Source organism: Paenibacillus sp. HGH0039 (assembly GCF_000411255.1).
Classification (GTDB): domain Bacteria; phylum Bacillota; class Bacilli; order Paenibacillales; family NBRC-103111; genus Paenibacillus_F.
In genome coordinates this window covers 2,305,313-2,326,993 of sequence record NZ_KE150412.1, presented here as the reverse complement: position 1 = coordinate 2,326,993, position 21,681 = coordinate 2,305,313, and the positions used below count along the sequence as shown (strand labels likewise).

25 protein-coding genes are annotated in these 21,681 nt (G+C 52.6%); 21 read left to right on the top strand and 4 right to left on the bottom strand.

What is annotated here, in order from left to right:
- Window positions 1–153: 153 nt before the first annotated feature.
- Window positions 154–1,326, bottom strand: coding sequence for an ROK family transcriptional regulator (locus tag HMPREF1207_RS10105; RefSeq protein ID WP_009671658.1), 1,173 nt, complete (start codon window positions 1,324–1,326; stop codon window positions 154–156).
- 375 nt (window positions 1,327–1,701) lie between these two features.
- Between HMPREF1207_RS10105 and HMPREF1207_RS10100 the strand changes: the two genes are divergently transcribed.
- The 13 genes from HMPREF1207_RS10100 to HMPREF1207_RS10050 all read left to right on the top strand — a co-directional run bounded on the left by HMPREF1207_RS10100 (window position 1,702) and on the right by HMPREF1207_RS10050 (window position 13,036).
- A complete protein-coding gene (locus HMPREF1207_RS10100; protein WP_009671669.1) occupies window positions 1,702–3,144 on the top strand; it encodes an extracellular solute-binding protein in 1,443 nt (480 codons plus the stop codon).
- A gap of 64 nt (window positions 3,145–3,208) precedes the next feature.
- Window positions 3,209–4,156, top strand: a complete 948-nt coding sequence (locus HMPREF1207_RS10095; RefSeq protein ID WP_009671667.1) for a carbohydrate ABC transporter permease — start codon at window positions 3,209–3,211, stop codon at window positions 4,154–4,156.
- A 30-nt stretch (window positions 4,157–4,186) separates the two neighbouring features.
- Window positions 4,187–5,023 (top strand): carbohydrate ABC transporter permease, encoded by an 837-nt coding sequence (locus tag HMPREF1207_RS10090; RefSeq protein WP_009671685.1) that lies wholly within the window; start codon window positions 4,187–4,189, stop codon window positions 5,021–5,023.
- 120 nt (window positions 5,024–5,143) lie between these two features.
- The gene (locus tag HMPREF1207_RS10085) at window positions 5,144–6,175 is read left to right on the top strand and encodes a Gfo/Idh/MocA family protein (protein WP_036739924.1); all 1,032 of its coding nucleotides are present in this window, start codon (window positions 5,144–5,146) and stop codon (window positions 6,173–6,175) included.
- Complete coding sequence (locus HMPREF1207_RS10080) at window positions 6,162–7,175, top strand: Gfo/Idh/MocA family protein (protein WP_009671692.1); 1,014 nt, start codon at window positions 6,162–6,164, stop codon at window positions 7,173–7,175. Before HMPREF1207_RS10085 ends, HMPREF1207_RS10080 begins: the two co-directional genes overlap by 14 nt.
- Window positions 7,176–7,188: 13 nt before the next feature.
- Window positions 7,189–7,947 carry a Cof-type HAD-IIB family hydrolase gene (locus HMPREF1207_RS10075; RefSeq protein ID WP_009671666.1) on the top strand — a complete coding sequence of 253 codons (759 nt, stop codon included), beginning with the start codon at window positions 7,189–7,191 and terminating at the stop codon, window positions 7,945–7,947.
- 248 nt (window positions 7,948–8,195) lie between these two features.
- Window positions 8,196–9,515 (top strand): S-layer homology domain-containing protein, encoded by a 1,320-nt coding sequence (locus HMPREF1207_RS10070; RefSeq protein ID WP_009671716.1) that lies wholly within the window; start codon window positions 8,196–8,198, stop codon window positions 9,513–9,515.
- A gap of 339 nt (window positions 9,516–9,854) precedes the next feature.
- Window positions 9,855–10,367 carry a DUF2247 family protein gene (locus HMPREF1207_RS10065; RefSeq protein WP_009671677.1) on the top strand — a complete coding sequence of 171 codons (513 nt, stop codon included), beginning with the start codon at window positions 9,855–9,857 and terminating at the stop codon, window positions 10,365–10,367.
- A 138-nt stretch (window positions 10,368–10,505) separates the two neighbouring features.
- On the top strand, window positions 10,506–10,997 hold the full coding sequence (locus HMPREF1207_RS10060; protein WP_016423632.1) for a HEAT repeat domain-containing protein: 492 nt from the start codon (window positions 10,506–10,508) through the stop codon (window positions 10,995–10,997).
- A gap of 15 nt (window positions 10,998–11,012) precedes the next feature.
- Window positions 11,013–11,159, top strand: a complete 147-nt coding sequence (locus tag HMPREF1207_RS29215; RefSeq protein ID WP_155977425.1) for a hypothetical protein — start codon at window positions 11,013–11,015, stop codon at window positions 11,157–11,159.
- A 5-nt stretch (window positions 11,160–11,164) separates the two neighbouring features.
- Window positions 11,165–11,320 (top strand): conserved domain protein, encoded by a 156-nt coding sequence (locus tag HMPREF1207_RS29210; protein WP_009671710.1) that lies wholly within the window; start codon window positions 11,165–11,167, stop codon window positions 11,318–11,320.
- Window positions 11,321–11,399: 79 nt separating this feature from the next.
- A complete protein-coding gene (locus HMPREF1207_RS10055; RefSeq protein ID WP_009671697.1) occupies window positions 11,400–11,945 on the top strand; it encodes a hypothetical protein in 546 nt (181 codons plus the stop codon).
- Between the two features lie 230 nt (window positions 11,946–12,175).
- Complete coding sequence (locus HMPREF1207_RS10050) at window positions 12,176–13,036, top strand: hypothetical protein (RefSeq protein ID WP_009671689.1); 861 nt, start codon at window positions 12,176–12,178, stop codon at window positions 13,034–13,036.
- 247 nt (window positions 13,037–13,283) lie between these two features.
- Here the strand turns inward: HMPREF1207_RS10050 and HMPREF1207_RS10045 are convergent, their stop codons facing one another.
- Window positions 13,284–13,688: a hypothetical protein gene (locus HMPREF1207_RS10045; protein WP_009671684.1), complete on the bottom strand. Its 405-nt coding sequence runs from the start codon at window positions 13,686–13,688 to the stop codon at window positions 13,284–13,286.
- 204 nt (window positions 13,689–13,892) lie between these two features.
- On the opposite strand from HMPREF1207_RS10045, the gene HMPREF1207_RS10040 reads away from it, so the two are divergent.
- From HMPREF1207_RS10040 to thrC, 8 genes are all read left to right on the top strand, one after another.
- Entirely contained in the window at window positions 13,893–14,666 is a 774-nt protein-coding gene (locus HMPREF1207_RS10040; protein WP_009671721.1) for a hypothetical protein, read from the top strand.
- A 4-nt stretch (window positions 14,667–14,670) separates the two neighbouring features.
- Complete coding sequence (locus tag HMPREF1207_RS10035; protein ID WP_009671720.1) at window positions 14,671–15,036, top strand: GntR family transcriptional regulator; 366 nt, start codon at window positions 14,671–14,673, stop codon at window positions 15,034–15,036.
- 27 nt (window positions 15,037–15,063) lie between these two features.
- Window positions 15,064–15,783: an ABC transporter ATP-binding protein gene (locus HMPREF1207_RS10030; protein WP_231392034.1), complete on the top strand. Its 720-nt coding sequence runs from the start codon at window positions 15,064–15,066 to the stop codon at window positions 15,781–15,783.
- A gap of 70 nt (window positions 15,784–15,853) precedes the next feature.
- Window positions 15,854–16,528 carry a GntR family transcriptional regulator gene (locus tag HMPREF1207_RS10025; RefSeq protein ID WP_009671703.1) on the top strand — a complete coding sequence of 225 codons (675 nt, stop codon included), beginning with the start codon at window positions 15,854–15,856 and terminating at the stop codon, window positions 16,526–16,528.
- A gap of 6 nt (window positions 16,529–16,534) precedes the next feature.
- Entirely contained in the window at window positions 16,535–17,512 is a 978-nt protein-coding gene (locus tag HMPREF1207_RS10020) for a DMT family transporter (RefSeq protein ID WP_009671694.1), read from the top strand.
- 268 nt (window positions 17,513–17,780) lie between these two features.
- A complete protein-coding gene (locus tag HMPREF1207_RS10015; RefSeq protein WP_231392033.1) occupies window positions 17,781–18,308 on the top strand; it encodes a GNAT family N-acetyltransferase in 528 nt (175 codons plus the stop codon).
- Between the two features lies 1 nt (window position 18,309).
- Window positions 18,310–18,945 carry a histidine phosphatase family protein gene (locus tag HMPREF1207_RS10010; RefSeq protein WP_009671674.1) on the top strand — a complete coding sequence of 212 codons (636 nt, stop codon included), beginning with the start codon at window positions 18,310–18,312 and terminating at the stop codon, window positions 18,943–18,945.
- Window positions 18,946–19,129: 184 nt separating this feature from the next.
- Window positions 19,130–20,383, top strand: a complete 1,254-nt coding sequence (gene thrC, locus HMPREF1207_RS10005) for a threonine synthase (protein ID WP_009671698.1) — start codon at window positions 19,130–19,132, stop codon at window positions 20,381–20,383.
- A gap of 129 nt (window positions 20,384–20,512) precedes the next feature.
- Here thrC and HMPREF1207_RS10000 read toward each other — a convergent pair whose 3' ends face one another.
- Window positions 20,513–20,836, bottom strand: a complete 324-nt coding sequence (locus HMPREF1207_RS10000; RefSeq protein WP_009671705.1) for a potassium channel family protein — start codon at window positions 20,834–20,836, stop codon at window positions 20,513–20,515.
- A gap of 162 nt (window positions 20,837–20,998) precedes the next feature.
- Complete coding sequence (locus HMPREF1207_RS09995; RefSeq protein ID WP_170318597.1) at window positions 20,999–21,619, bottom strand: GTP pyrophosphokinase; 621 nt, start codon at window positions 21,617–21,619, stop codon at window positions 20,999–21,001.
- Window positions 21,620–21,681 lie beyond the last annotated feature (62 nt).

Genomic DNA, 21,681 nt, shown 5'->3' with positions numbered 1-21,681 from the left:
AGCGGCCGTCTAGGCGGCGTAGGAGGTCAATCGGCATTAGCCGCACGGATTGACCGGACCGGCCGAAAGGCGGCGGGCCGATTAGCCGCACGGCCGGACACAAAAAAAAGCCCCCGAAAGCGTGTATAAACTCGCTTCCGGGGGCTTTCCGTTTTATAAAGACAAGCTGTCCAAGGGGATCTTGAACAGGTTCTGGAGGACTCGCTCGATGGCTAGAACGGTATCTTCCTCGGTTGTCCTGAGGTGGACGAATTCGAGATCCCGGCACGTCTGGGGCACGTTGGCGAGAACACGGTCCTTTAGCTCGTCCAGGAACGAATCGCCGAATACCGGCAGCATCGTGCCTGTCAGCGCGATATGATCCGGGTTCAGCATCGTAACGATGTTGGACAGGGCGGAAACGATGGCCGTCTTGACTGCCTCACGCAGTTCCACGGCTTGAGGCTCTCCCGCGAGGAGAGCGCTGCTGAACTGGTCGACGGTTAAGCCGAGCGTTCTCTTAAGGCCGTGGGAGGAAGCCAGCGTAGTCAGGCATCCTTTGCCGCCGCAGTAGCAGTCGTGAAGGTGCGGAGGCAGGAACGCTTTGTAATGGCCGAGCTCGCCCGCTACGGAGCCGGAGCCTGTGACGAGCATCTTGTCCACGAAAATGGCGCCTCCGATGCCTCTGCCGAGCTTGAGCGTGACATTGTTCCGGGAGGAGACGAGGCGGCCGCTTATATTCTCGTTCAGCGCGAGGAGATTGGTGTCATTCTCCAGGTAAACGGGCAGCCCGTATTTTTCTTCCAGTATCCGGCCAAGAGGAACCCGCTTCCAGCCCATGCCGGGGGAACGGAGAAGGATGCCCTCGCTGGAATCGACCAGTCCGTGCACGCTGAAGGAGATGCCCTTGATCCCGTCCGGTTCGGGGATCTCCTTGATGAGAGCGCCGATCACTTGGCGGATCACCCGCAGCATATCCTCCTCCGTCTCGTACGAGTCCGCGCGCATTTCCGCTTCCGCCAGGCGCTCTTTGCGCAGGTTGTAAGCCGCTCCTCTGGCGTAGGTGCCGGACAGCTCGATGCCGATGGCGGAGAAGCGCGAGCCGTTAAGCAGGAGAGGGACGCGCTTGCGGCCGCTGCCGCTTTCGAGCGACTGGGGCTCCCCTTCCAGGATGACTTCGTCTTCCAGCAGGCGGTTCACGATGTTCGTCACCGTCTGCTGGCTCAATCCCGTCTTCTGGGCAAGTTCCACGCGAGAGATCGGGGAATCGGAATAAATAAGATGCAGCACCTTCTGCTGGTTAATGGATTTAAGCAGCGTATGGCTCGCATGCTTGGAAGTGGACATAGAATAACCTCTTTCTTAAAACGAAGACGAAATGGATGTTATCCCTTAGTTTACCATTCCCGAATAGACGAGGGAAGGAAATCTGGAAGAACATTGAAGTTTCACCATTTTCGCCAGTTTATTGGGAATAGGGACGAATCGTTTTACAAATCTTTAAAAGAAAAACCGTGTTTTTTCTAAATATTTGTATTGAATCCTCCGGAAAAACAAGGTACGATATTAATTAATAAAATTGATTTATTTATTATTATACCACAGGATGCGTAAATCGGAAAACAATTCGCCGATCCCCGCTTCCAACAATTTTCCGGTTTTCCCCATCGGATCCAAACCATTTTAGCAAACATGAAAGGGGTTTCAAAAATGAGACCAAACATGAAAAGGCTTACATCTTTAAGCTTGGCAGTGGTGTTGTCGGGTTCGCTGCTTGCGGGTTGTGCGGGCGGTTCCGATCCGAAAAATGAGGGGGGGCAGGCGAGTCCCCAATCATCGGGAGAAGTATACGAGAACGGGCTCCCTAAGAATGAGAAAGTAACGCTTAAAGTGGGCTTTTTTATGGGAGGCTACGGCCGGGAATGGTTTGATTACGCCGTGAAGTCCTTCAAGGAGAAGTACCCGAACGTATCCTTCGATGTCACCGCATCGGCAGACATGAAAAATATGATTCAGACGAAGGTTTCGGCCAATAACGATGCCGATATGTTTGATATTTTCAACACCACACCCCCGGCCGGAGCGCAGGGAATCGTGTCTCTCGCCGAAGCCGGGAAGCTGGAGCCCTGGGATGAACTCTTCGACAAGAAGCTGCCGGACGCGCCGGACAAAACCGTTAAGGAGCTCATTCTGCCGGGCATGTACGAGTCGTTCACGCGGGTGAACGGGAAAGTGTACGAGTTTGCGTCTTCGAGCTCTTTCGGAGGGCTGTTTTACAACAAAACGTTATTCGAAAAAAACGGCTGGAACCAGAATCCGAAAACATGGTCGGAGTTTACCAAGCTTCTGGCCGACATCAAGGCGACGGGAATCGCCCCGATTACGTTCCCGGGCGTTCACCCGAACTATTACGACTGGGCCTTCGGACCGGCGAAAATGTTTGAACTGGCCGATATGAAAGGCGGCGCGGACAAATTTATCGAGAACTACAAAACTTACACAGGCCCCCAATACTTGAGCGAAGAGAGCATTGAGCATTGGAACCGGCTCTACGAACTCGGCAAGCAGGGCTATTTCCCGGAAGGGCTTCCGGCGCTTACGCATACCCAGTCCCAAATGCAGGTGATTCAAGGGCAGGCCGCGATGGTGTCGACCGGCAGCCACGTGGAGAATGAAATGAAGAAAACGACTCCGGCCGATTTCAAATGGGGCTACATGGCCGTGCCGTTCCGGGACAAAGCGGATCAGAAGCTCTGGGTGCGAAGCGGAATTACCAACTTCCTCTATCTGTGGAGCGGCAAGCCCGATCTGAACAAGAAATGGTCCAAGGAATTTGCTCTCTGGCTGCTTACGTTGGAAAATCAGCAGTTTGCGGCGGAGAAATCCGGCGCCCTGCCGATGCGCAAAGACTTGACGGATGATTCGTCGAAAGTGCTCAAACTTTCAAGCTCGGCGCAGGCGATTCTGAACTATATCAAGGAAAACGACGCGCGTGCCTATAAAGCGCACAGAACGGTCAGCATTTCGGACCCGAACCTCGCCAAAGCGGTCAAGATCGTCGAAGAAGCCACCGTCAAAATCGTGTTGGGCAAGCAGGATCCGAAACCGATCCTGGAGGAAGCGGAAGCTTTACTTCAGAAAGCGGTCGCCGCACAGAAGAAATAAAAAAGCCATCAAGCGGGGAGGGAACCCTCTTCGCTTTCATTTTCCTGAGAGGAGTTGACTTCCCTTGTCGGACCCAATAGCCGTAAAAGCGCCGCGAAGCTTCATCAGCCGGACGGGGCTGGATAAAGCGAAAACGCAGAAATGGATTTTTCTCATCCTTGCCATCGTGCCGCCGTTTGGAGGTTATCTTCTTTTTACATTGTTTCCCAATGTTCTGTCCGTATATTATGCACTGCTGGACTGGGACGGGCTGAAAGAACCGGAGTTCGTCGGCTTGAAAAATTTCGTGACGGCCTTGCAGGATGAATACGTCTGGCGGGCGCTGCGCCACAATGTGATCTTCATGCTGACGGTGCCTGCTCTTGTCGTCCTGATCTCTCTTGTCCTTGCTTATCTGGTCACCTATAAGACTTACAGAGAAAATAAACTGCTGAAAATTTTATTTTTCTTTCCGAACGTCCTGTCCATTGTGGTCGTCGCTCTGCTGTGGGCGTTTATTTACGACGGAACCTACGGCCTTCTAAACGGCGCACTGGGACTGCTCGGGATCGACTTGAAAAATTTCTACTGGCTGGGCAGTGAAAATACGGCCTTGTGGGCCCTGATCCCTCCGTGGGTCTGGGGCGGCGTCGGCCTCTATGTCATTATTTTCGTCAATGCGATGACCGCGATTCCGAAATCCTTGTACGAGTCGGCTATTCTCGAAGGCGCCGGTCACATGACCCGCCTGTTTAAAATCACGCTGCCCCTCATTATGCCGGTGGTCCGGGTGAGCGTGCTGTTCCTGGTCGTCAGTACGCTGAAGACGTTCGAGCTTATTCTTATCATGACCAACGGGGGCCCTTCCGGATCGACGGATGTAATCGGCCTGTATATGTTCAACCTCGCTTTCGGCAAGGAGTACATCAACTACGGATACGCCTCGTCGGTAGGCATGATTCTCTTTGTGATCCTGGTGACGGCCAAGCTGCTGATGGACAAATTTTTGCCGAACCGGGGCGTCGAATACTAGTCATTACCTACGGACAGGGAGCGGATTGCAGTGAAAGAAAAACGGACGTTTATGGATGTGGTTTGGCGCCTCTGCTTGTACGCCTGGGCGCTGACGATTATTTTCCCGCTGTGCTGGGTGTTCTACGAGTCGCTCAAAAGCAATCCCGAATTTTTTCAAAATATCTGGAGTCTTCCGTCCAAGCTGGAATGGTCGAATTACAAGACGGCCTGGACGGAGTACGGCTTCGGCAAGTCCTTGCTGAATACGCTCTATTATGTCGGCGGAAGCCTGGTAGTCAGCCTTATTTTTACGACGCTCAACGCGTACGCGCTGACCCGGCTGGAATTTAAGGGCCGTCAGGTGATCTGGGGACTGATCATGCTGTCTTTGTTCCTGCCCGGCATCAATGCGCTCGTACCGCAATATGTCATCATGCGGGAGCTGCACCTGACCAACAGCCTGACGGGGCTTATCCTGTTATCCGCCCTGGGGGAGAGCGTCTTCTACCTGATGCTGCTGGGCGGATTTATGAAATCGCTGCCCAAAGATCTGGAAGAAAGCGCGAATATGGACGGCGCTTCGATTTTTCAAGTGTTCCTGCGCATTATTGTGCCGCTGTCCACGCCGGGGATCGTGACGGTCGCGATCTTCAAGTTTCTCGGGTACTACAACAACTTCATGGGTCCGTTCATTTACTTGAGCGATCCGGAAAAATATACGATCGCCGTACAAATGTACCAGGCGAACAAGATGATGGAATATACGGCCGACTGGGTAACCCTGTTCGCCGGGGTGACGATCGCGATGGTGCCTTCCGTGATTGTGTTCATTCTCTTCCAGAGACTCATTATGCAGGGAGCTACGCTCGGGGCGGTCAAAGGATAGCTCTCCGGCTGAAGACGGGGGCTTGCCGGTTAAACAGATGTTGGATATAGAAAGTATGCTTACGTGCGGAACTCATGGAAACAGAGGGATCCGATGCGCGTGGAATTGGGGGAGTGTCAGGTGAAAGTCGCTGTAATAGGCTGCGGGACAATGGGACGTACTCATGCGGCCGAGTGGAAAAGAATGCCCGGTATCCGGCTTGCCGGCGTGTGCGACGCGCAGGAAGGGGCGGTGCGCAGTCTGGCAGGCAGACTGGAGACGGAGGCTTACGAAGATTTCGACCGGATGATCGGGGAGGCGGATCCGGATATCGTGGATATCTGCCTGCCTACCCATCTGCATAAAGAGTTTATTTTCAAGGCGGCCCGTACCGGCAGGCATGTGATCTGCGAGAAGCCGATCGCCCTGTCGGCGGACGAGGCGGAGGAAGCGGCCGCCGAATGCAAGAAGCAGGGCGTCCGCTTGTTTATCGGCCACGTCGTCCGCTTCTTCCCGAGCTATGCGGATATCCGGCGCAAGGCCGCCGAAGGGACGATCGGGACCCCGGCGGTTCTGCACGCGAAGCGCATGGGGGCTAATCCCGGTTTGGCGAAGCCCTGGTATGCGAACAGCGATAAAAGCGGAGGCGTCATTCTCGATTTGATGATTCACGATATCGACTTCGCGCAGAGCCTTTTCGGCAGAGCCGTATCGGTGTATGCGATGAACCGGAGGGAAGGAAATACCGATTACGCGCTGGCGACATTGCGTTTCGGCGGCGGGGAGATCGCCCACCTGGAAGCGTACTGGGGATTCCCTGGTCCTTTTACGACAGGTGTGGAATTGGCGGGAACCGGCGGTGTGCTCCGCTTCAACAGTGAGAATGCCGTGTCGCTCCGCGTGTTTAAAGCGAAGGAAACGGCGTCCGGGTCAGGCGTGGCGGCGGCTGTTCCGGTACCGAAAAGCCCGTCGACATACAATCCGTATTACCTGGAGCTGGCCCATTTCGCCGATTGCGTGCGGACCGGACGAGAGCCTGAAGTAACGGTCGAAGACGCATGCAGCGCCCTGCGGACCAGTCTGGCCGTGATCGAATCCGCACGTACGGGGCGGCCGGTCAAGCTGAAGGATATAAACGCACGGGAGGGGGAAAATCGGCATGTCTACCGTTAACATCGGGATGATCAGCTTTGCGCACGGGCATGCGGCGGGGATTTACCGCCTGCTTCACAACATACCGGGCGTACAAGTGACGGCCATAGCGGATGAGAGCGAAGCGAGGGTCCGGGAGTACCTGGAGGAAGCCCCTGGCATCCGCTATTACGCCGACTACCGGGAGCTGCTGGCGGACGACTGCGATGCCGTGGTCATCTGCTCGGAGAATATCCGTCATGCGGAGATGACCGTTGCGGCCGCCCGCGCGGGCAAGCACGTGCTTTGCGAGAAGCCGCTGGGCCTGAATGTGGACGAAATGGAGCGGATGATTCAAGCCTGCGAAGAAAGCGGCGTCCGCTTGATGACGGCCTTTCCGTGCCGGTTTCTCCCTGCGGTCATTCAGGCCAAAACGGCTGTGGACCGCGGTGAAATCGGCGATATCTTGGCCGTCAAAGGAACCAACCGCGGCACGATGCCGGGCGGCTGGTTCGTCGACCCGGCGCTCTCCGGCGGCGGAGCGCTGCTGGACCACTCCGTCCATGTACTGGACCTTCTGCACTGGATGCTGGGCAGCCACGTGACGGAGGTTTATGCGGAAACGGCTACGCTGTTTCACGATATTCCGGTGGAGGACACGGGCTTCCTGCACGTGAAGTTCGAGAGCGGGGTCTTCGCGTCGATCGACACAAGCTGGTCCCGTACCCGTTCGTTCCCTTACTGGGGAGACGTCACCCTGGAAATCGTCGGGACCGAAGGCATGCTCTCCGTCGATGCTTTCGGCCAGAAGAACGAAGTGTACAGCGACGGAGCGGACAAAGCCCGGTGGAGCCACTGGGGCGAGAATATGAACCGTACTATGGTCGAGGCTTTTATCGTCTCCGTCCGGGAGGGCAAAGAAGTGCCGGTTACCGGCAGGGACGGTCTCCGTTCCGCCGCCGTAGCCGCAGCGGCTTACGAATCCGTCCGCCGGGGCGAGCCGGTTGCATTAAACGAACACGGCAGGTATTCCGTGGAATAGGGGGGCTTGCGGCATGTCGGCTTACAAACTGGTCGCGCTGGACCTGGACGGTACCACGCTGACCGATGACAAACGCATATCCGAGGTGAATCGGATATGGATCCGGCGCGCGACGGAGGCTGGCGTCACCGTTATTTTCTCGACGGGACGGGGCATCCAGACTGCCAAATCGTATTGGGACGAGCTCCGGCTGGATGTGCCCATGGTGCTGCTCAACGGGGCCGAGATCTGGAAAGGACCGGGCCGGTTGTGGGAGCGCCACTATTTGTCCCGGCAGCAAATCCGCGAGCTGCATAAGCTGGCGGTCGGGGCGGACGCCTGGTACTGGGGCTACAGTGTGGAAAGCTTGACGAACCGGGAAGAGTGGACGGAGGAAATGTTCGACCGGGACTGGATGAAATTCGGCATGGGCCATCACGATCTGCCCACCATTGCGGGGCTTCGCGAGCAGGTGCGGCAGATGGGCATGCTTGAAGTGACCCGCTCTGCCGATACGAACATGGAAATCTCCGCCCTTGGAGTGACGAAAGAATCGGGCGTACGCAAAGTATGCGAGCTGCTTGGGGTCGGCATGCACGAGGTTATGGCCATCGGCGATCATCATAACGACCGGATGCTCATCCAGGCCGCCGGCCTGGGCATCGCGATGGGCAATGCCGACGCGGAGCTGAAAGAGGCGGCGGATGCCGTCACCGGCACGAACGGCGAGGACGGCGTGGCGCAGGCTATTCAGCAGTATATTTTTGGGCTGGATGCGGTGCCGGAGGAATAGGTTTGGAGAATGAAGCTGGTTATCCGGATGGATAACCGGCTTTTTTTCCGCCGTTTAAAACGATGTATACGAAATTATTTAATAAGATTATGTAAGAAATCATTCATTTTATTAACGGATGAAAATAATAAGATTTTATTTATTTTTTTTATAGGTCTAAAGAATCATAATATAGGCACGAAATGAAGGTAAATTGTGGAAGGCGGTCGAATGATTAGGAGACTACACTCAGAGAGGAGCATCATCGAATGAAAACAAGTAAAGGGTTACGCAAAAAAATGGCGGTCACGCTGCTCGCATGCACCGTGATGGCGCCCGCTCAACTATCCTGGGCCGCTTCTGCGTCCGCGGCAAGCGATATCTCGGGTCACTGGGCCGAGCAGCAGACAAAGCAGTGGGTAGACAAAGGATACATACAGGGTTACGCAGACGGCACGTTGAAGCCGGATAAGGCGGTAACCCGCGCGGAGTTCGTTTCGCTGGTTAACCGTTCGTTCAAGCTGGAAGCGCAGGGCACGGCATCCTTCAAAGACGTCGCAGCCTCCGACTGGATGTACGGCGAAGTCGCCAAAGCGGTCCAGGCCAAATATATCGAAGGATACCCGGACGGCAGCTTCCGTCCCAACGCTTCGATTTCCCGGCAGGAGGCGGCCGTGATTGTCGCCCGGCTGCTGAACAAGACAGCGGCTCAGAGCGAAACAGCCGCGGCTTTCCGCGATCAGTCCGCCATCGCGTCGTGGGGAAGCTCGGCCATTGCGGCCGTAGTCAGCTCCGGCGTGATGAGCGGCTATGCGGACCGTTCCTTCAAGCCCGATGCGCCGATCACCCGCGCCGAAACGATCGTCACGCTGCAGCGGGCAGCCGGTGAAACGACAGCTCCGACGGAGACCACGGGACCAGGTCCGGAGGAGACGGCTCAGCTAGCCGAGGGCACCATTGCCATCACCGGCCCGGATTCCGTGAAACTGACGGATGAGTCGGCCCAAAGCATTTCTTTTGAAGCGGCCGTCAAAAACAAAAACGGCGAGGCCGTCAAAGACGCCAAGGTCGTCTGGAGCCTGGAATTCGCAAACGATCACCAGAGATGGAATGACGAGGAAGGCTCTTCATACGGCATTACAATCGACCCGGCTACGGGCAAGCTTAATGTCGGCTGGTATTCCTGGATTGAGGATTTCAAGGTCGTCGCCAAGCTGGCATCCGACCAATCCGTCGTAGGTTCCAAAACCGTTCACGCCAGCCAGGGAAATATTAAAAGCGTTCTAGCTTCCAACGGTACGGTTCAATTCGTTTTCTTCGAAGAGCCGAAGGTGGAGGACGACGGCTACGGCGGGAAATTCAGAGCGGACATTGATTCGATCTCCATCGCTCAGGAGGATTTGCAGGATCCGTCCCAATACAAAGAACTTGAAATTACCAAAACAGACTATGACCCGGCGACCAAAACAGCCACCTTCCATTTCAACCCGATTGCCGCTGCAGCCGAGAAACAGGGCGTATATCTCTCTATCGGCTATATCGAAAGCACGTATATTTCAGGTGCGTATTTCGTGATACCGGCAAAATAGAGAAGCTTCCCCGCTAGAAATTGAGCAAGTGGCACAAAGAAAAAGAGCTGTACCGAAATTCATCGCAGATGATTTTGGTACGGCTTTTTTTTGTATAGAAGGCCTGTAGCCTGTAACGATGTAATTTGGAGACCATCGAAATTTGCTTCGGGGGAAATAAAATACAATAAAATAGTTATTAGGGTTCTCGCTATGGTAAGTTGAATGGAAAGAGTGGTGTATACGAATATATATAAATCCTGGTGGTACAGTACCTCATCAGAGATTTATTGAAGACGGTAAAATAAATGGAATTCCAAATCAAAAAGCTATAAACCTGTAATGAAAGAGGCTAATAAAATGAATTCACTAAATATCTCACTCCCTTATGATTACGTTACAAATCTAATTAATCTAACCTGGAGCGATCTTTTATTTGCAGTTGAACAAGGGTATATGTCTCGAGAGGCAGCAGTAGAACATGCTATTAATATTGTTGGAAAAGAAAAAGAAAAGACACATCAGAAAGTCTTAGAGTTAGCTTGTTTAACCAATGAAGAATCAAATTTCTGGTATATTGATGAGTTATTAAATCAAATTTATGAACAGGATGGTAGCAGTTCACGAGATAAATTTCTATTTCTGCTTTTGAATTGGATCTTTGAGCACAAGGAACTTTATTTAGACCCTCTTGAAATGGTCGAAAATATATATGCAGATTTCAACTATCCAGAAAAAATTTCTGAATTTGTTCGATATATGCCTTCAAAGCGAACAATTACAAGTCTGGTGAAATTAAACACTGCGTACTTATATAACCGTTGGAAAGAATTCTTAGAGCAAGAAAGAGTTAAATACTTCTTGGCAGAATGACAGTTAACAATCAAGTTCGCAAACAACATTTGAATATAAAGAGAGATATAGTGCATTATTTTTAAAAACTCCATGAGAAAAAGTTAATAAATAACAGCCGTTGTATGAAAAAATTGTAATTCTGGAGGGAAATGAAAAGTGGAAATAATCGATTCATTAAAAGAAGAAGTCAGCAAAAATAACATAGAAGAAGCCAGTTCTATTGTTGAAAAAATAGGAGACTCCAAATTAATAGAAGCTGTTCCTATACTCATAAACACCTTATTGGATACGGAAAGTAATCAGCTAAGAAATACAATTGCTATAGCACTTTCTGATATAGGTTGTGATGATGCCGTCGTTCCTATAATCAGCTTGCTTAAAAGCCCTAAAACACAAAACTCTAGAGGAACCTTACTCTATGCTCTAGAAAGTTTTGATTGCTCTGATTACGGAGAGTTAATAACGGAGTTATTGATCGAAGGTAATTTTGAGGTGAGATGGCAATCGATTTCACTCTTAAGAATTAACGTTAAAAATATGTCTGCAGCATTAAAACATAATTGCAGGACTAAATTACAAGCAAACCTTAGTAACACGATCGCAGATGAGGAATTGCAAGAGGCTCTTGAGATCTTAGGTAGTTGTTAAAGGGGGGAGTTATCATTGGTAATACCTGTACTTAAAGGTATCGATATTATTGAAATCCAAGATGATTTAAAAGGCTCAAAATTAAGGGGGACAGCTTATATTGCAGAAGAAGATGATAGTGGCTCAGTCGAGCAACATTCATTGTTCAAAATTTTGAGTTAGACTTGGTGGAAACTGAAATAAGAAAAATACTCAAAGATTGTATTCGTCCCACTTGGGAAGAGGCGGTAAGAGCTATTAATCGTCATTTAAATTGGGAATACGATAACATCCAATACTTTACCGAGGAAGAGATATTAACAAAACTAGATCAAAAGAATTGAAAGTTCAAACCCTTGGAGATTGATCCTCCTGAAAATTCTTGACCAAGCTGCTGATACCCTAAGAAAATGAGGTGATTTATTGGAAGCCATAGAATATGCTTCTAGTGATGAAATTGAAAAAGTAATTAGCATTTTTGGTAGATTGGATGTTGAAAATCTTGATCATCCTAACAAATTAGTTGTCGGGATTCTTGATAAATACAATAAGGCTCTAGATGAAGAAGAAGCGTTAAGGTTAATTAGTTACGAAGGACATAATATCAGATATGAAAAGAACTTTATTGAATTTGTACTCAGGTGCATCAGAGAATACCCAGACTTTCATATTTTCATTAGAAATTTTAAGAGCATTAATAATAGGGAATTAAAGAAAAAATTTGATTCAGAAGAGGTCAAGTTGGTATTAAATATGAAAAATAGTATCACGGAAGATGCATTAATAAAAGTTAGAGATATTTCTATCGTAAAATTGATACTAAGCTTATCGACAAGAGAGGTTTTCTTTTCGAATTTCTTTTTTGGAAGTTTTGTGGTGCTCGGAAATTTTGATTTGAGTTTCCCTGTCTATTGCAGTAACAAAGAAACATTCAATGCTTGTACAAAAGTGAAAATGGGTTATTTATAAGGACGAACTAAGTACATGGGCCACAGGCGACTAACCTCGTTAGTGGTTATTTTTTATAGTATTCTGATTCTCAGCGCTTCTTTGGTTATGACCCGGCAGCACTTATCTCCCAAATCTTTGAACCACCCCCTCTCTTTTCTCGCCTATAGGTATGTAGGACGCAGCACAGCAGCGCAAACCTGGAAGCCGTGCAATCATCCCGTCCTGCTACAGAAAAGGAGGAAGAAATCATGAAAAAAGCTACACTTGCCGTATTAAGCGCCGCGATCGTATTGGGAGGGACTTTGACAACAGCAGGGCCGTATGTAGCCGCTCAACAACTTAATGCACAGCCCGCGGTAACAGCCGCAGCTAAAGACACAGACGCGACATCCGCGTTCCAATTGACTCCTACCTTGAAAAAATACTGGGGCGGAGTGGAGTTTAATCTGGAATACCTCAACGCTACCGAAAACAGCACGGAGTTTATGATTTCCCGCAAATTACCGGCTAACCCGGCGGACCTGGACCCGGAAATCGACCGCAAAATCACGGACATGGATTACCTGGTGATAGATAGCAGCGGATGGATTTATGAGAGACAGAGTAGTAGCGGCGGGATGTTCGCATTCCCGGACGGTGCTTTGGGCATGAGGCATGAGGAAGCGGTTGAAGCATTGAAAGATCAGCCGCAGGAGCTGACGATCAAGCCTTATATCGGCGGGTATTATGATGATACAACGACGATGTTTTCGGACAAAGCGGATGTGAAAACACCCCTGAAGGGAATGTATCCGCTCCAAGTGGACCAGGGGAAAATCGGCAGCATTTCCGTCACGGGTGTGGACTTCAGCGAGGACAAAACCGTTGTGCGAGTAGCGGCCGCAGGCGAAACGGCACCGATGCAAACGACTGGCATCTGGCTGGTGGAGAACGGCAAGAGACTGGATGAGTCGGGCAAGAAGCTGAAAAGCGTTGAGGACGGCATCTACGAGTACGAGCTGGAATTCCCTGCGGTCGGCAAGAACGCTTCGCTGGAACTGCTGACCAAACGGATGACGCCGGTCACTTTCCTGGACAACCTGGAAATGACCGTCCAGCTTCCGCGCTAAGCGGCAGGGGAGTGGGGGCCATATATGGTTGACCACGTTATGTGACGCCAAGCACCGCGTGCTGGAAGCTTCGTGTGGTCCGTTATTGAACCGTCGTCGGCATCTGAATTTTTTTCGCTAACGAAGTGAATTCGTTCCGCCGGAAGAAGCCGCCCATCTGATTCAGGACGTGTATAGTTTACGCGGTTAAAACGCATACCTGGCGAAAAGCCTGACCCTAAAAGCAGCCCGTTGCGGCTGCTTTTTGTTATTTCTTTTGACCGGGGAATCGGGCTGCCAGAGTTATATCCGCAACAAAAAACAAAGCGGCCGCCGCCAGACTGGCAGGGCAAAGAATCAGCCCGAACACTCCGTGCATGATCCCCGATATTACAAGCCGCAGCTTACTGTAAGGCAGGATGCAAAAGCCGATAAAGTCGCTCAGCAGAGACGTAAAGGTGCCGTATACATAAATAACGGGAGCGGAGTAGGCAAGGTAGATAAAACCGACCGACATAAACCGGGAAAAAGCCCCTGGAACGGTTCCAGCGGACGGGTGATAGAAGAAAGGTTCGTGCCGTGTGTACCAAGCGAAAAAAAAGGCAAACAAGAATGAAGAAATCGCAGCGCTCAGCAGTTTTCTTTTCACAATTCTCGTCAGGTGGGGTGTCATTTCCGGATAATCTCCTTTCTGCTCAAAAACTCCATTCACTACGGCTTATCGTAGCGGATCGGGTATCCCGGTGTAAGTTCTAACTTTTATAGGTCCTCAAACGGCAGCCGACAAAGGAAAAATACGTCTTGACACTGCTTCATGTACCAGTGTACTATTTAATTAATACAGTAACACAAAGAACTGACCGAGGAGGAATACACTTTGAACGCATGGTGGAATTTATTCAGGAAAGAAATCGGCTTACGGACAGCCGTGACCGGCTCCCAAAAGACCTGGGCGGCTTTTTCCGTCGGTATGATCGCTTTGATGACGTTTATGGCTTACCGCTACCAGTCGGGGGTTGTCACTCCCTTGTGGCTGGGCATTATTTATCTGCATGTTTTTCTTCCGTCCGTTTACCTGCTGATCAGTTTCGGTAAAGAACGGGAGCGGGCACCGCTCTGGTTCCAGCTGCCGCAGCCGGGCTGGAAGCTGATCGGGGCGAAATATGCGGCCGCGCTGACGGAGATGATCGGCGGTCTGTTCGTCTCGATTACGATGTTCCTGTGGATGTACAAGGTGGAGAAAATGACGCTGATCGAACGTGCGGGAGAGGATCCGTTTTATTTATCGGGACACGTCAGTTATTTCACGGGTCTGCTTCACGGCTCGGGGCTTAAAGAAGCCTTTATCTTTTTCTTCATGGCATTTTTCATCGCCGCCTTGGCGGTCCTGGTGTACTTCACGGCTTTGGCACTAAGCAACCGGGTCGGCCGGCTGCGCTGGCTGGCGGCGATTGTTCTGATCGGGGCGGTCATGCTCGTGGAATATACATTTGAAATGAGCCCGGTGTATCAATTTTTGTTCAAGTGGGGCTACGCCTTTGATTGGGACGGCGAACCTTTTTATTCGGGGGAAATGATTTGGACACTGGCCAATCTGGCTGTCGTCGTGTATATACCGGCCTGGCTTTTGGATCGCAAAGTGGAGGTGTAAGTTCATGCCTGAACAGTTTTCGGGCTCGCAGCCGATTTACCTGCAACTGGTTCAGCGGGTATGCCGGCAAATTATCCGCAAGGAATTTCCGCCGGGAGGCAAGCTGCCCTCGGTCCGGGAACTTGCCGTACAGTTCGGGGTTAATCCCAACACGGTCCAGAGAGTGAATATGGAGCTGGAGAGAATGGGCATAGTCGAAAGCCGGAGGGGACAGGGCATGTTTGTTACGGAAGACGAGTCGTTGTTAACGCGGCTCCGGGATGAGCTGAAAGAAGGAGAATTAAAAAGATTCGCGGAGGAAATGCGTGATTTGGGCTACTCTAACGAGCAGATTATAGAGAATGTACAGAAATTTCTCAAGCTGAATTAAGGGTCTTTCAGAGGAGAGGAAATGAAAATGGCAGAAACCGGGAACGGTACGGAGCCTATCGTCGCGTTCGATGGGGTAAGCAAGAGCTTTATCGGTAAAAGAGTGCTGAAAGACGTCAGCTTCCGCATACCGAGGGGACAGATCATCGGCATCATCGGCACGAACGGAAGCGGGAAATCGACGGTGCTGAAGTTGATGGCAGGTCTGCTGCAGCCTTCCAAAGGAAGGGTGGAGCTTGAAGGAGAGCGGGTATCGCGGATCAGTTCGCGGCGGATCGCGTTCCTGCCGGAGCAGGACGTATTCTATCCGGCTCATACCGTGGAGCGTACGCTGCGTTTTTACACCGCGATGTACCAAGATTTTGACATTGCGAAGGCGCTGGAGCTGGCCGAATCTTTCGGGCTGGATTTGAAGGAAAAGGTTGCCCGGCTGTCCAAAGGCAACCGCGCGCGTCTGAAAATCGTGCTCGTGCTCGCCAGACAGGTGCCGCTGATCGTGATGGACGAACCGCTGTCCGGCTTGGACCCGCTGGTGAGGGAATCGATCATCCGGACCGTGATTTCTTTCGTGGACATGGAGGAACAGACGCTCGTCCTGTCCACACACGAAGTCGACGAGATCGAGCCTCTGCTGGACCGCGTTATTCTGATCCGGGACGGAGAGGTCGCCGGCGACGAGTCGGTCGAACAGATTCAAAGCGAACACGGGATCGGACTTGTGAACTGGATGAAGCAGGCAGGCGGCTAACGCCCGGCTGCTTTTTTTCTATACCCGAATAAGGTTGACAAACCAATCTATAAACCAATATATTGGTTTTATGAAAACGAAACCAACCATTCAACGCATTAAACGCCAATCGTTCCGCGAAGAGATTTACGAGGCGCTGCGGCAAGCGATCGTTTCGCTGGAGCTTGAACCGGGCGCCAAGCTCAGCGACCAGGAGCTGGCCGAGCAGTTCGGCGTAAGCCGCACGCCTGTCCGGGAGGCGCTCAAGCGCCTGGAGGACGAGGGGCTCGTCGAAGCGGTTCCCGGCTCCGCGACACGCGTCACGCCGCTGAAGCCCGAGGAAGGCAGGCACGCCTTTACCGTAGTGGCGGCGCTCCATGCCTTGGCCGCCCGTCTGGCCGTGCCCTATCTGGGCCCGGAAGAGTATGAAGCGCTGGAACAGTCCAACAAGGCGCTGGAACAGGCTCTCGGCCGGAACGACGTTCCGGCGGCGATCGAGGCGGACGGTGCTTTCCACGCCGTGTTTCTGCAGGCGGCAGGCAACCCGGAAATCTTGTCCGCGCTGAAAGGCATCCTGCCCAAAGTGCAGCGGCTGGAGATTTCCCGGTTCGCTTCCGTCCACGGGCTTCAATCCGTCGAGCAGCACCGCAGAATTGCGGATGCGTGCCGGAAGCGCGATGCGGCAGACGCCGCCCGTCTGGTCGAAGAGAACTGGCTCACCCTGGGGGAACGATTGGCCGAGAGCAATCAAGCAGAGAAAGGCTGAACCTTCATGAAACCGATACTCCTGGGCATTTTATCCGCCTTTTTCTTTGCCATTACGTTCGTGCTCAACCGTAAAATGGAGCTGGGAGGAGGGAGCTGGCTCTGGAGCGGCTCTCTGCGCTACCTGTTCATGGTCCCGTTCCTCCTCCTGATCGTTGCGGGCCGCCGCAATCTGCGGCCTCTCTTCCGGGCGATGCGGCTGCACCCGTGGCAATGGCTCCTGTGGAGCACGGTCGGCTTCGGGCTGTTCTACGCGCCCATGTGCTTCGCCGCGGCCTATTCCCCCGGCTGGCTGACCGCCGGGACGTGGCAGCTTACCATCATCTCGGGCTCCCTGCTCGCCCCGCTCTTCTGGGAGACGGTCGCGACTCCGGCCGGGCCCGCGAAAGTCCGCAGCCGGATTCCGCTGCGCGGACTCGCGATGTCGCTCGTCATTCTCGCCGGCATCTTCCTGCTCCAGCTTGAGCAGGCCGGCTCGCTGACGGCGAAGGATCTACTGCTCGGCGTTCTGCCGATCGTGGTCGCCTCCTTCGCCTATCCGCTCGGCAACCGCAAGATGATGGAGCTGTGCGGCGGCGGGTTGGACGTGTTCCAGCGCGTGCTCGGCATGACGCTGGCCAGCCTGCCGTTCTGGCTGCTCCTGGCGGGCTGGGCTTACGCAAGCGCCGGGCTGCCGAGCACGGAGCAGACGTTCCAGTCGCTCATCGTCGCGCTGTCTTCCGGCGTCATCGCCACGATACTCTTCTTCCGGGCCACGGATATGGTGCGAGAAGACGTGTCCAAGCTGGCCGCCGTGGAAGCTACGCAGTCGGGCGAAGTGCTTTTTGCCCTGGCGGGCGAGGTGCTGCTGCTGTCCGCCGATCTTCCTTCGGCGTTGTCCTGGCTCGGCATCGGGATCATTGTGGCCGGAATGGTGCTTCACAGCCATGTGTCCCATCGGGGGCCCGCAGCGCGGTCCAATCCAGACCTTTCTATGGAAAAGTAACCGCGAATTTCCGGTTATCCCCAGAAACCGTACTCCCCAAGCAAAGAATTCTTTTGCCAAGGAGGCGGTTTTTTTTGGTTACACCACAGTTATCAACAAAGTTATCCCCATAATCTACACCTTTAAAAGCTTATCTGTGCATAGATCGCACTTTTATTATTAACATATCCACAACCTCATTTATCCACAAGATTAATCTTTTTTGATGGATCGGGAAAAGGACTTCCAAAAGGAAAAACCGAATGTATGTAAAGAGACTCAATCGCTTATGAGTAAAATCTTGCAGGGAACCCGGCGGAGAAGAAAAGGAGTGCGCGAGATGGAGGACCTTACTTTAAACCACGTGGATGCCAAGCATCCGGATCTATGGCTGCTGATCGAAAAACTGGACGAGGAGCTGCTCCAACGGTATCCGGCCGAAGACATTTTCGGTCTTGACCGGGACGATCCCCGCCTGGATCAATCTGTTTTTGTGGTCGCCTACTATGGGGACCGGCCGGTCGGCTGCGGGGGCATCCGTCCGTTTGATGCGGAGAGCACGGAGCTGAAACGTTTTTTTGTGGATAACGCGTATCGTAAAAGAGGAGTCGCGGGCCGCATGCTAACTTTTCTGGAAGAACGGGCGCGGGAGCGGGACTTTATATCGGTCAAATTGGAAACTGGCCCGGAACAGCCGGAATCCCTTTATTTCTATAAGAAGCACGGCTATGTGGAAATCGACAGGTACGGCGAATATATCGGCAGTGAAGCGAGTATCTGTTTTGAGAAACCTTTAGCGGCCAAGGGGAGGGAATAACATGGCGGTAACGACTTTATATTTGACGCGGCACGGGCAGACCGAATGGAACGTGGCCAAAAAAATGCAGGGCCATCAGGATTCTCCGCTGACCTCTTTGGGCGAAACGCAAGCGGCCTGGCTGGGCGAAGCGCTGGCGGACGTGCCCCTGGACGGCATCTACTCCAGTTCGAGCCCGCGGGCTGTCCGGACAGCCGAGATTATACGGGGCGCGCGTAAGCTGGACATTGCGGAGCGGGACAGCCTCAGAGAGATGAACCTGGGGGAGTGGGAAGGGCAGCGCTTATCGGATATCGAGCAGCGTGAGCCTGAGCGGCATCATGCATTCTGGAAAGCGCCCCATGAGTTTCGCGCGGGTACGGGCGAATCTTATGAGGAAGTGAAGGAGAGAGCGGTCGGAGAGGTTCTGAAAATGGTCGAAGAGAACCCGGACAAAAGCTTGCTGATCGTGACTCATACGGTGGCGCTCAAACTGATCATGGCACACTTCGAAAGCCGCGATCTCCGCGACCTGTGGGAGCTCCCTTACATCCATCCGACCTGTCTGTGCAAGGTGGAGCTGACGGACGGCGTTCCGCGGATCGTTCTGCACGCCGATATCTCGCATTATAAAAATGAAATCGAAGGCGCGTTCTGAGCGGAAGTTATTGATTTTTTTCATAGAGTATGCAAAAATACCACAAAAGATCGCATTGGTTAATCATTCCGGTATAGATCTGACGTAGAAAGTACAGCTGGCCCGTGACGGTATGTCCGCCTCTTATGAGGCGATAAATCTGATCTTGTGAGGAGGAAGATAGGCGTTAGTCTATCGAACCGCGATGAAATTTGTTTGTGTTGAGTGCAGCAAGGTGTTTGCCGAATTCCGCTATACCTGTACGTGTAACGGAATGCTTGATATTTCCCAGGACTTTACCGGTCTGGACGCCGAGGAGCTGAAACAGCTATTCCAGAGCCGGCTTTCGGACAGGCTTTCCCCTTATGCGAGCGGGGTGTGGCGCTACAAGGAACTGATTTTTCCGGACGTGGAAGATTCGGCGATTGTGACCAAATACGAAGGAAACACGGGGCTGTACCGGAGCGATGCGGTTGCCTCTTATGCGGGGACGAGAAGCGTCTGGCTTAAGGCACAGAGTGAGAATCCGAGCGGCTCTTTCAAGGACAACGGCATGACCGTTGCGGTTACGCACGGCCGTTCGCTGGGTTACGACCGGTTTACCTGCACCTCTACGGGCAACACGTCTTCCTCTCTTGCGATGTACGCCTCTCTGGCGGGACGCAAATCGTACGTGTTCGTACCGAACAAAAATATTTCCTTGAACAAAGTGCTGCAGACATTAGCTTATGGAGCTAATATTTTCTCCATTGAAGGAACTTACGACCATGGAATCAAGTTTCTGGAGGAGAACAGCGAGAAGCTTGGTTTATATATTTGCAACTCTATCAACCCGTTCCGGATCGAAGGCCAGAAAAGCATTGTGTACGAGCTGGCTCAAGTGATGAGCTGGAAGCTGCCGGATTGGATCTTCGTACCCGGCGGCGCGCTCAGCAACGTGTCCGCCCTCGGCAAAGGGCTTTCCGATCTATATGCGCTCGGTCTGATCGACAAGCTGCCGCGCGTAGCGCTCGTACAGGCGGAGGGAGCGAGTCCCTTCTACAAGATGGTCGCAGAGGGCAAAACGGCGCTCGAAGCGGAGCCGAATCCGTACACGAGAGCCTCGGCTCTCAACATCGGCGATCCGCCGAGCTGGCGCAAAGCGCAGCGCACCCTCCAGGAGACGAACGGCGTTGCCGTGTCCGTCACGGACGAGGAGATTCTGAACGCGAAGGCCGTAATCGACGCGTCCGGCATCGGCTGTGAGCCGGCTTCCGCGGCTACGGTTGCGGGTCTGCGCAAACTCGTATCCCAGCAGATTGTGGATAAGGACGAGACCGTGGCCTGCATTCTGACGGGGAATATGCTGAAAGACACCGATGCGCTCCGCGAGTACCACCTGGAGGACAACAAACCGTTCTCCAACAAGATCATTCCGTCCAGTTTGACTTACGACGACATCTTTGCCGTGATTAAATAAATGACAGGTTCTGCCCCGTTTTTCCCGGAAGGGAGGACGGGGCTTTGCTTACGGCCGTACGCCAAAGAGCCGCCTTCTCCCGAAAGCGGCTCTTCGTGAACCGGACCCCTTCTTCCGAAGGAGTCCGGTTTATTTTTTGCTTGTCATGATGCCGTAGGCGACCCGCAGGATGAGCCCCAGGAAGAGTCCGGTACCGGCTATGATGTAAATGATCGTGAAAATCTTGCCGAGCTCGGTCTGGGGAACAAAATTCGGATGACCGACCGTGCTCAGCGTCGCCACGCAGAAATACAGCGAATCCAGGACGGAGAGTCCCTCCACCTGCGTGTAGAAAATCGTGCCGGACAGAAGAATCAGGAGAATCAGGACGAACAGCACCTGAAAATCCTTTTCTTTAAAAGCGTGCCAGAGACCGCCGACGAGTCTTTTGAGTGTGAGTATAAACGATACCATGGTTCACTCCTGCTTCAGATGAGAGTACGGGGCTGTCGTTACAGGCGAAGTGTCCGGTGTTCGCGTTCTGTGTTCCGCTGTCTGAAAGCGGCGGCCGCCGCATACAGGTCCCGAATCGCCCTAAGGCGCCCGCTTAGAGAAACCGCAAAACGGGTCCGGCGGTCAGGCTTCCGGTTTGACGAGCGCTTTCTGGCTCTGTACCTCGTTGTTCAGCGCGAGCATCCGGGCGTCCAGCGAGGCAATCAGATCGGCGGTGTCCTTAAGCTCCTGACGGATCTCGGCCGGAACGCCTTCGTTGTATTTGTAGTAGATTTTGTGCTCCAGGCTTGCCCAGAAATCCATGGCCACCGTGCGGATCTGAATTTCCACAGGCACATGCTCGATCCGGTTGGTCAGAAAGACGGGAATCTGAATAATAAGATGAAGACTCTGATAGCCGTTGGGCTTAGGATGCTTGATGTAATCCTTCGTCTGAACGACTCGCACATCGTTCTGGCTGCAGATCATGTCATAGATCCGGTAGATGTCGGTTGAGAACGAGCAGATGATGCGGATTCCGGCAATGTCCCGGATATAGGAGCGGGTGTTGTCCATCGTGATCTCGAGATTTTTGCGTTTGAGCTTGGCGGCGATACTCTCGGCCGATTTGATTCTCGTTTTCATATGCTCGATGGGGTTGTAGTCGTGAATAAACTGGAACTCCTCGTTCAGGATTTGCAGCTTCGTGCCGACTTCATCCAGGGCAAATTTGTAGGTGAGCAGAAAATGCGCCCAGCTTTTCATATTTTTTATATCCAAAATCAAAATAAATCCTCCTAACCGGCCGGCCAGCCGGCCGGATTTTC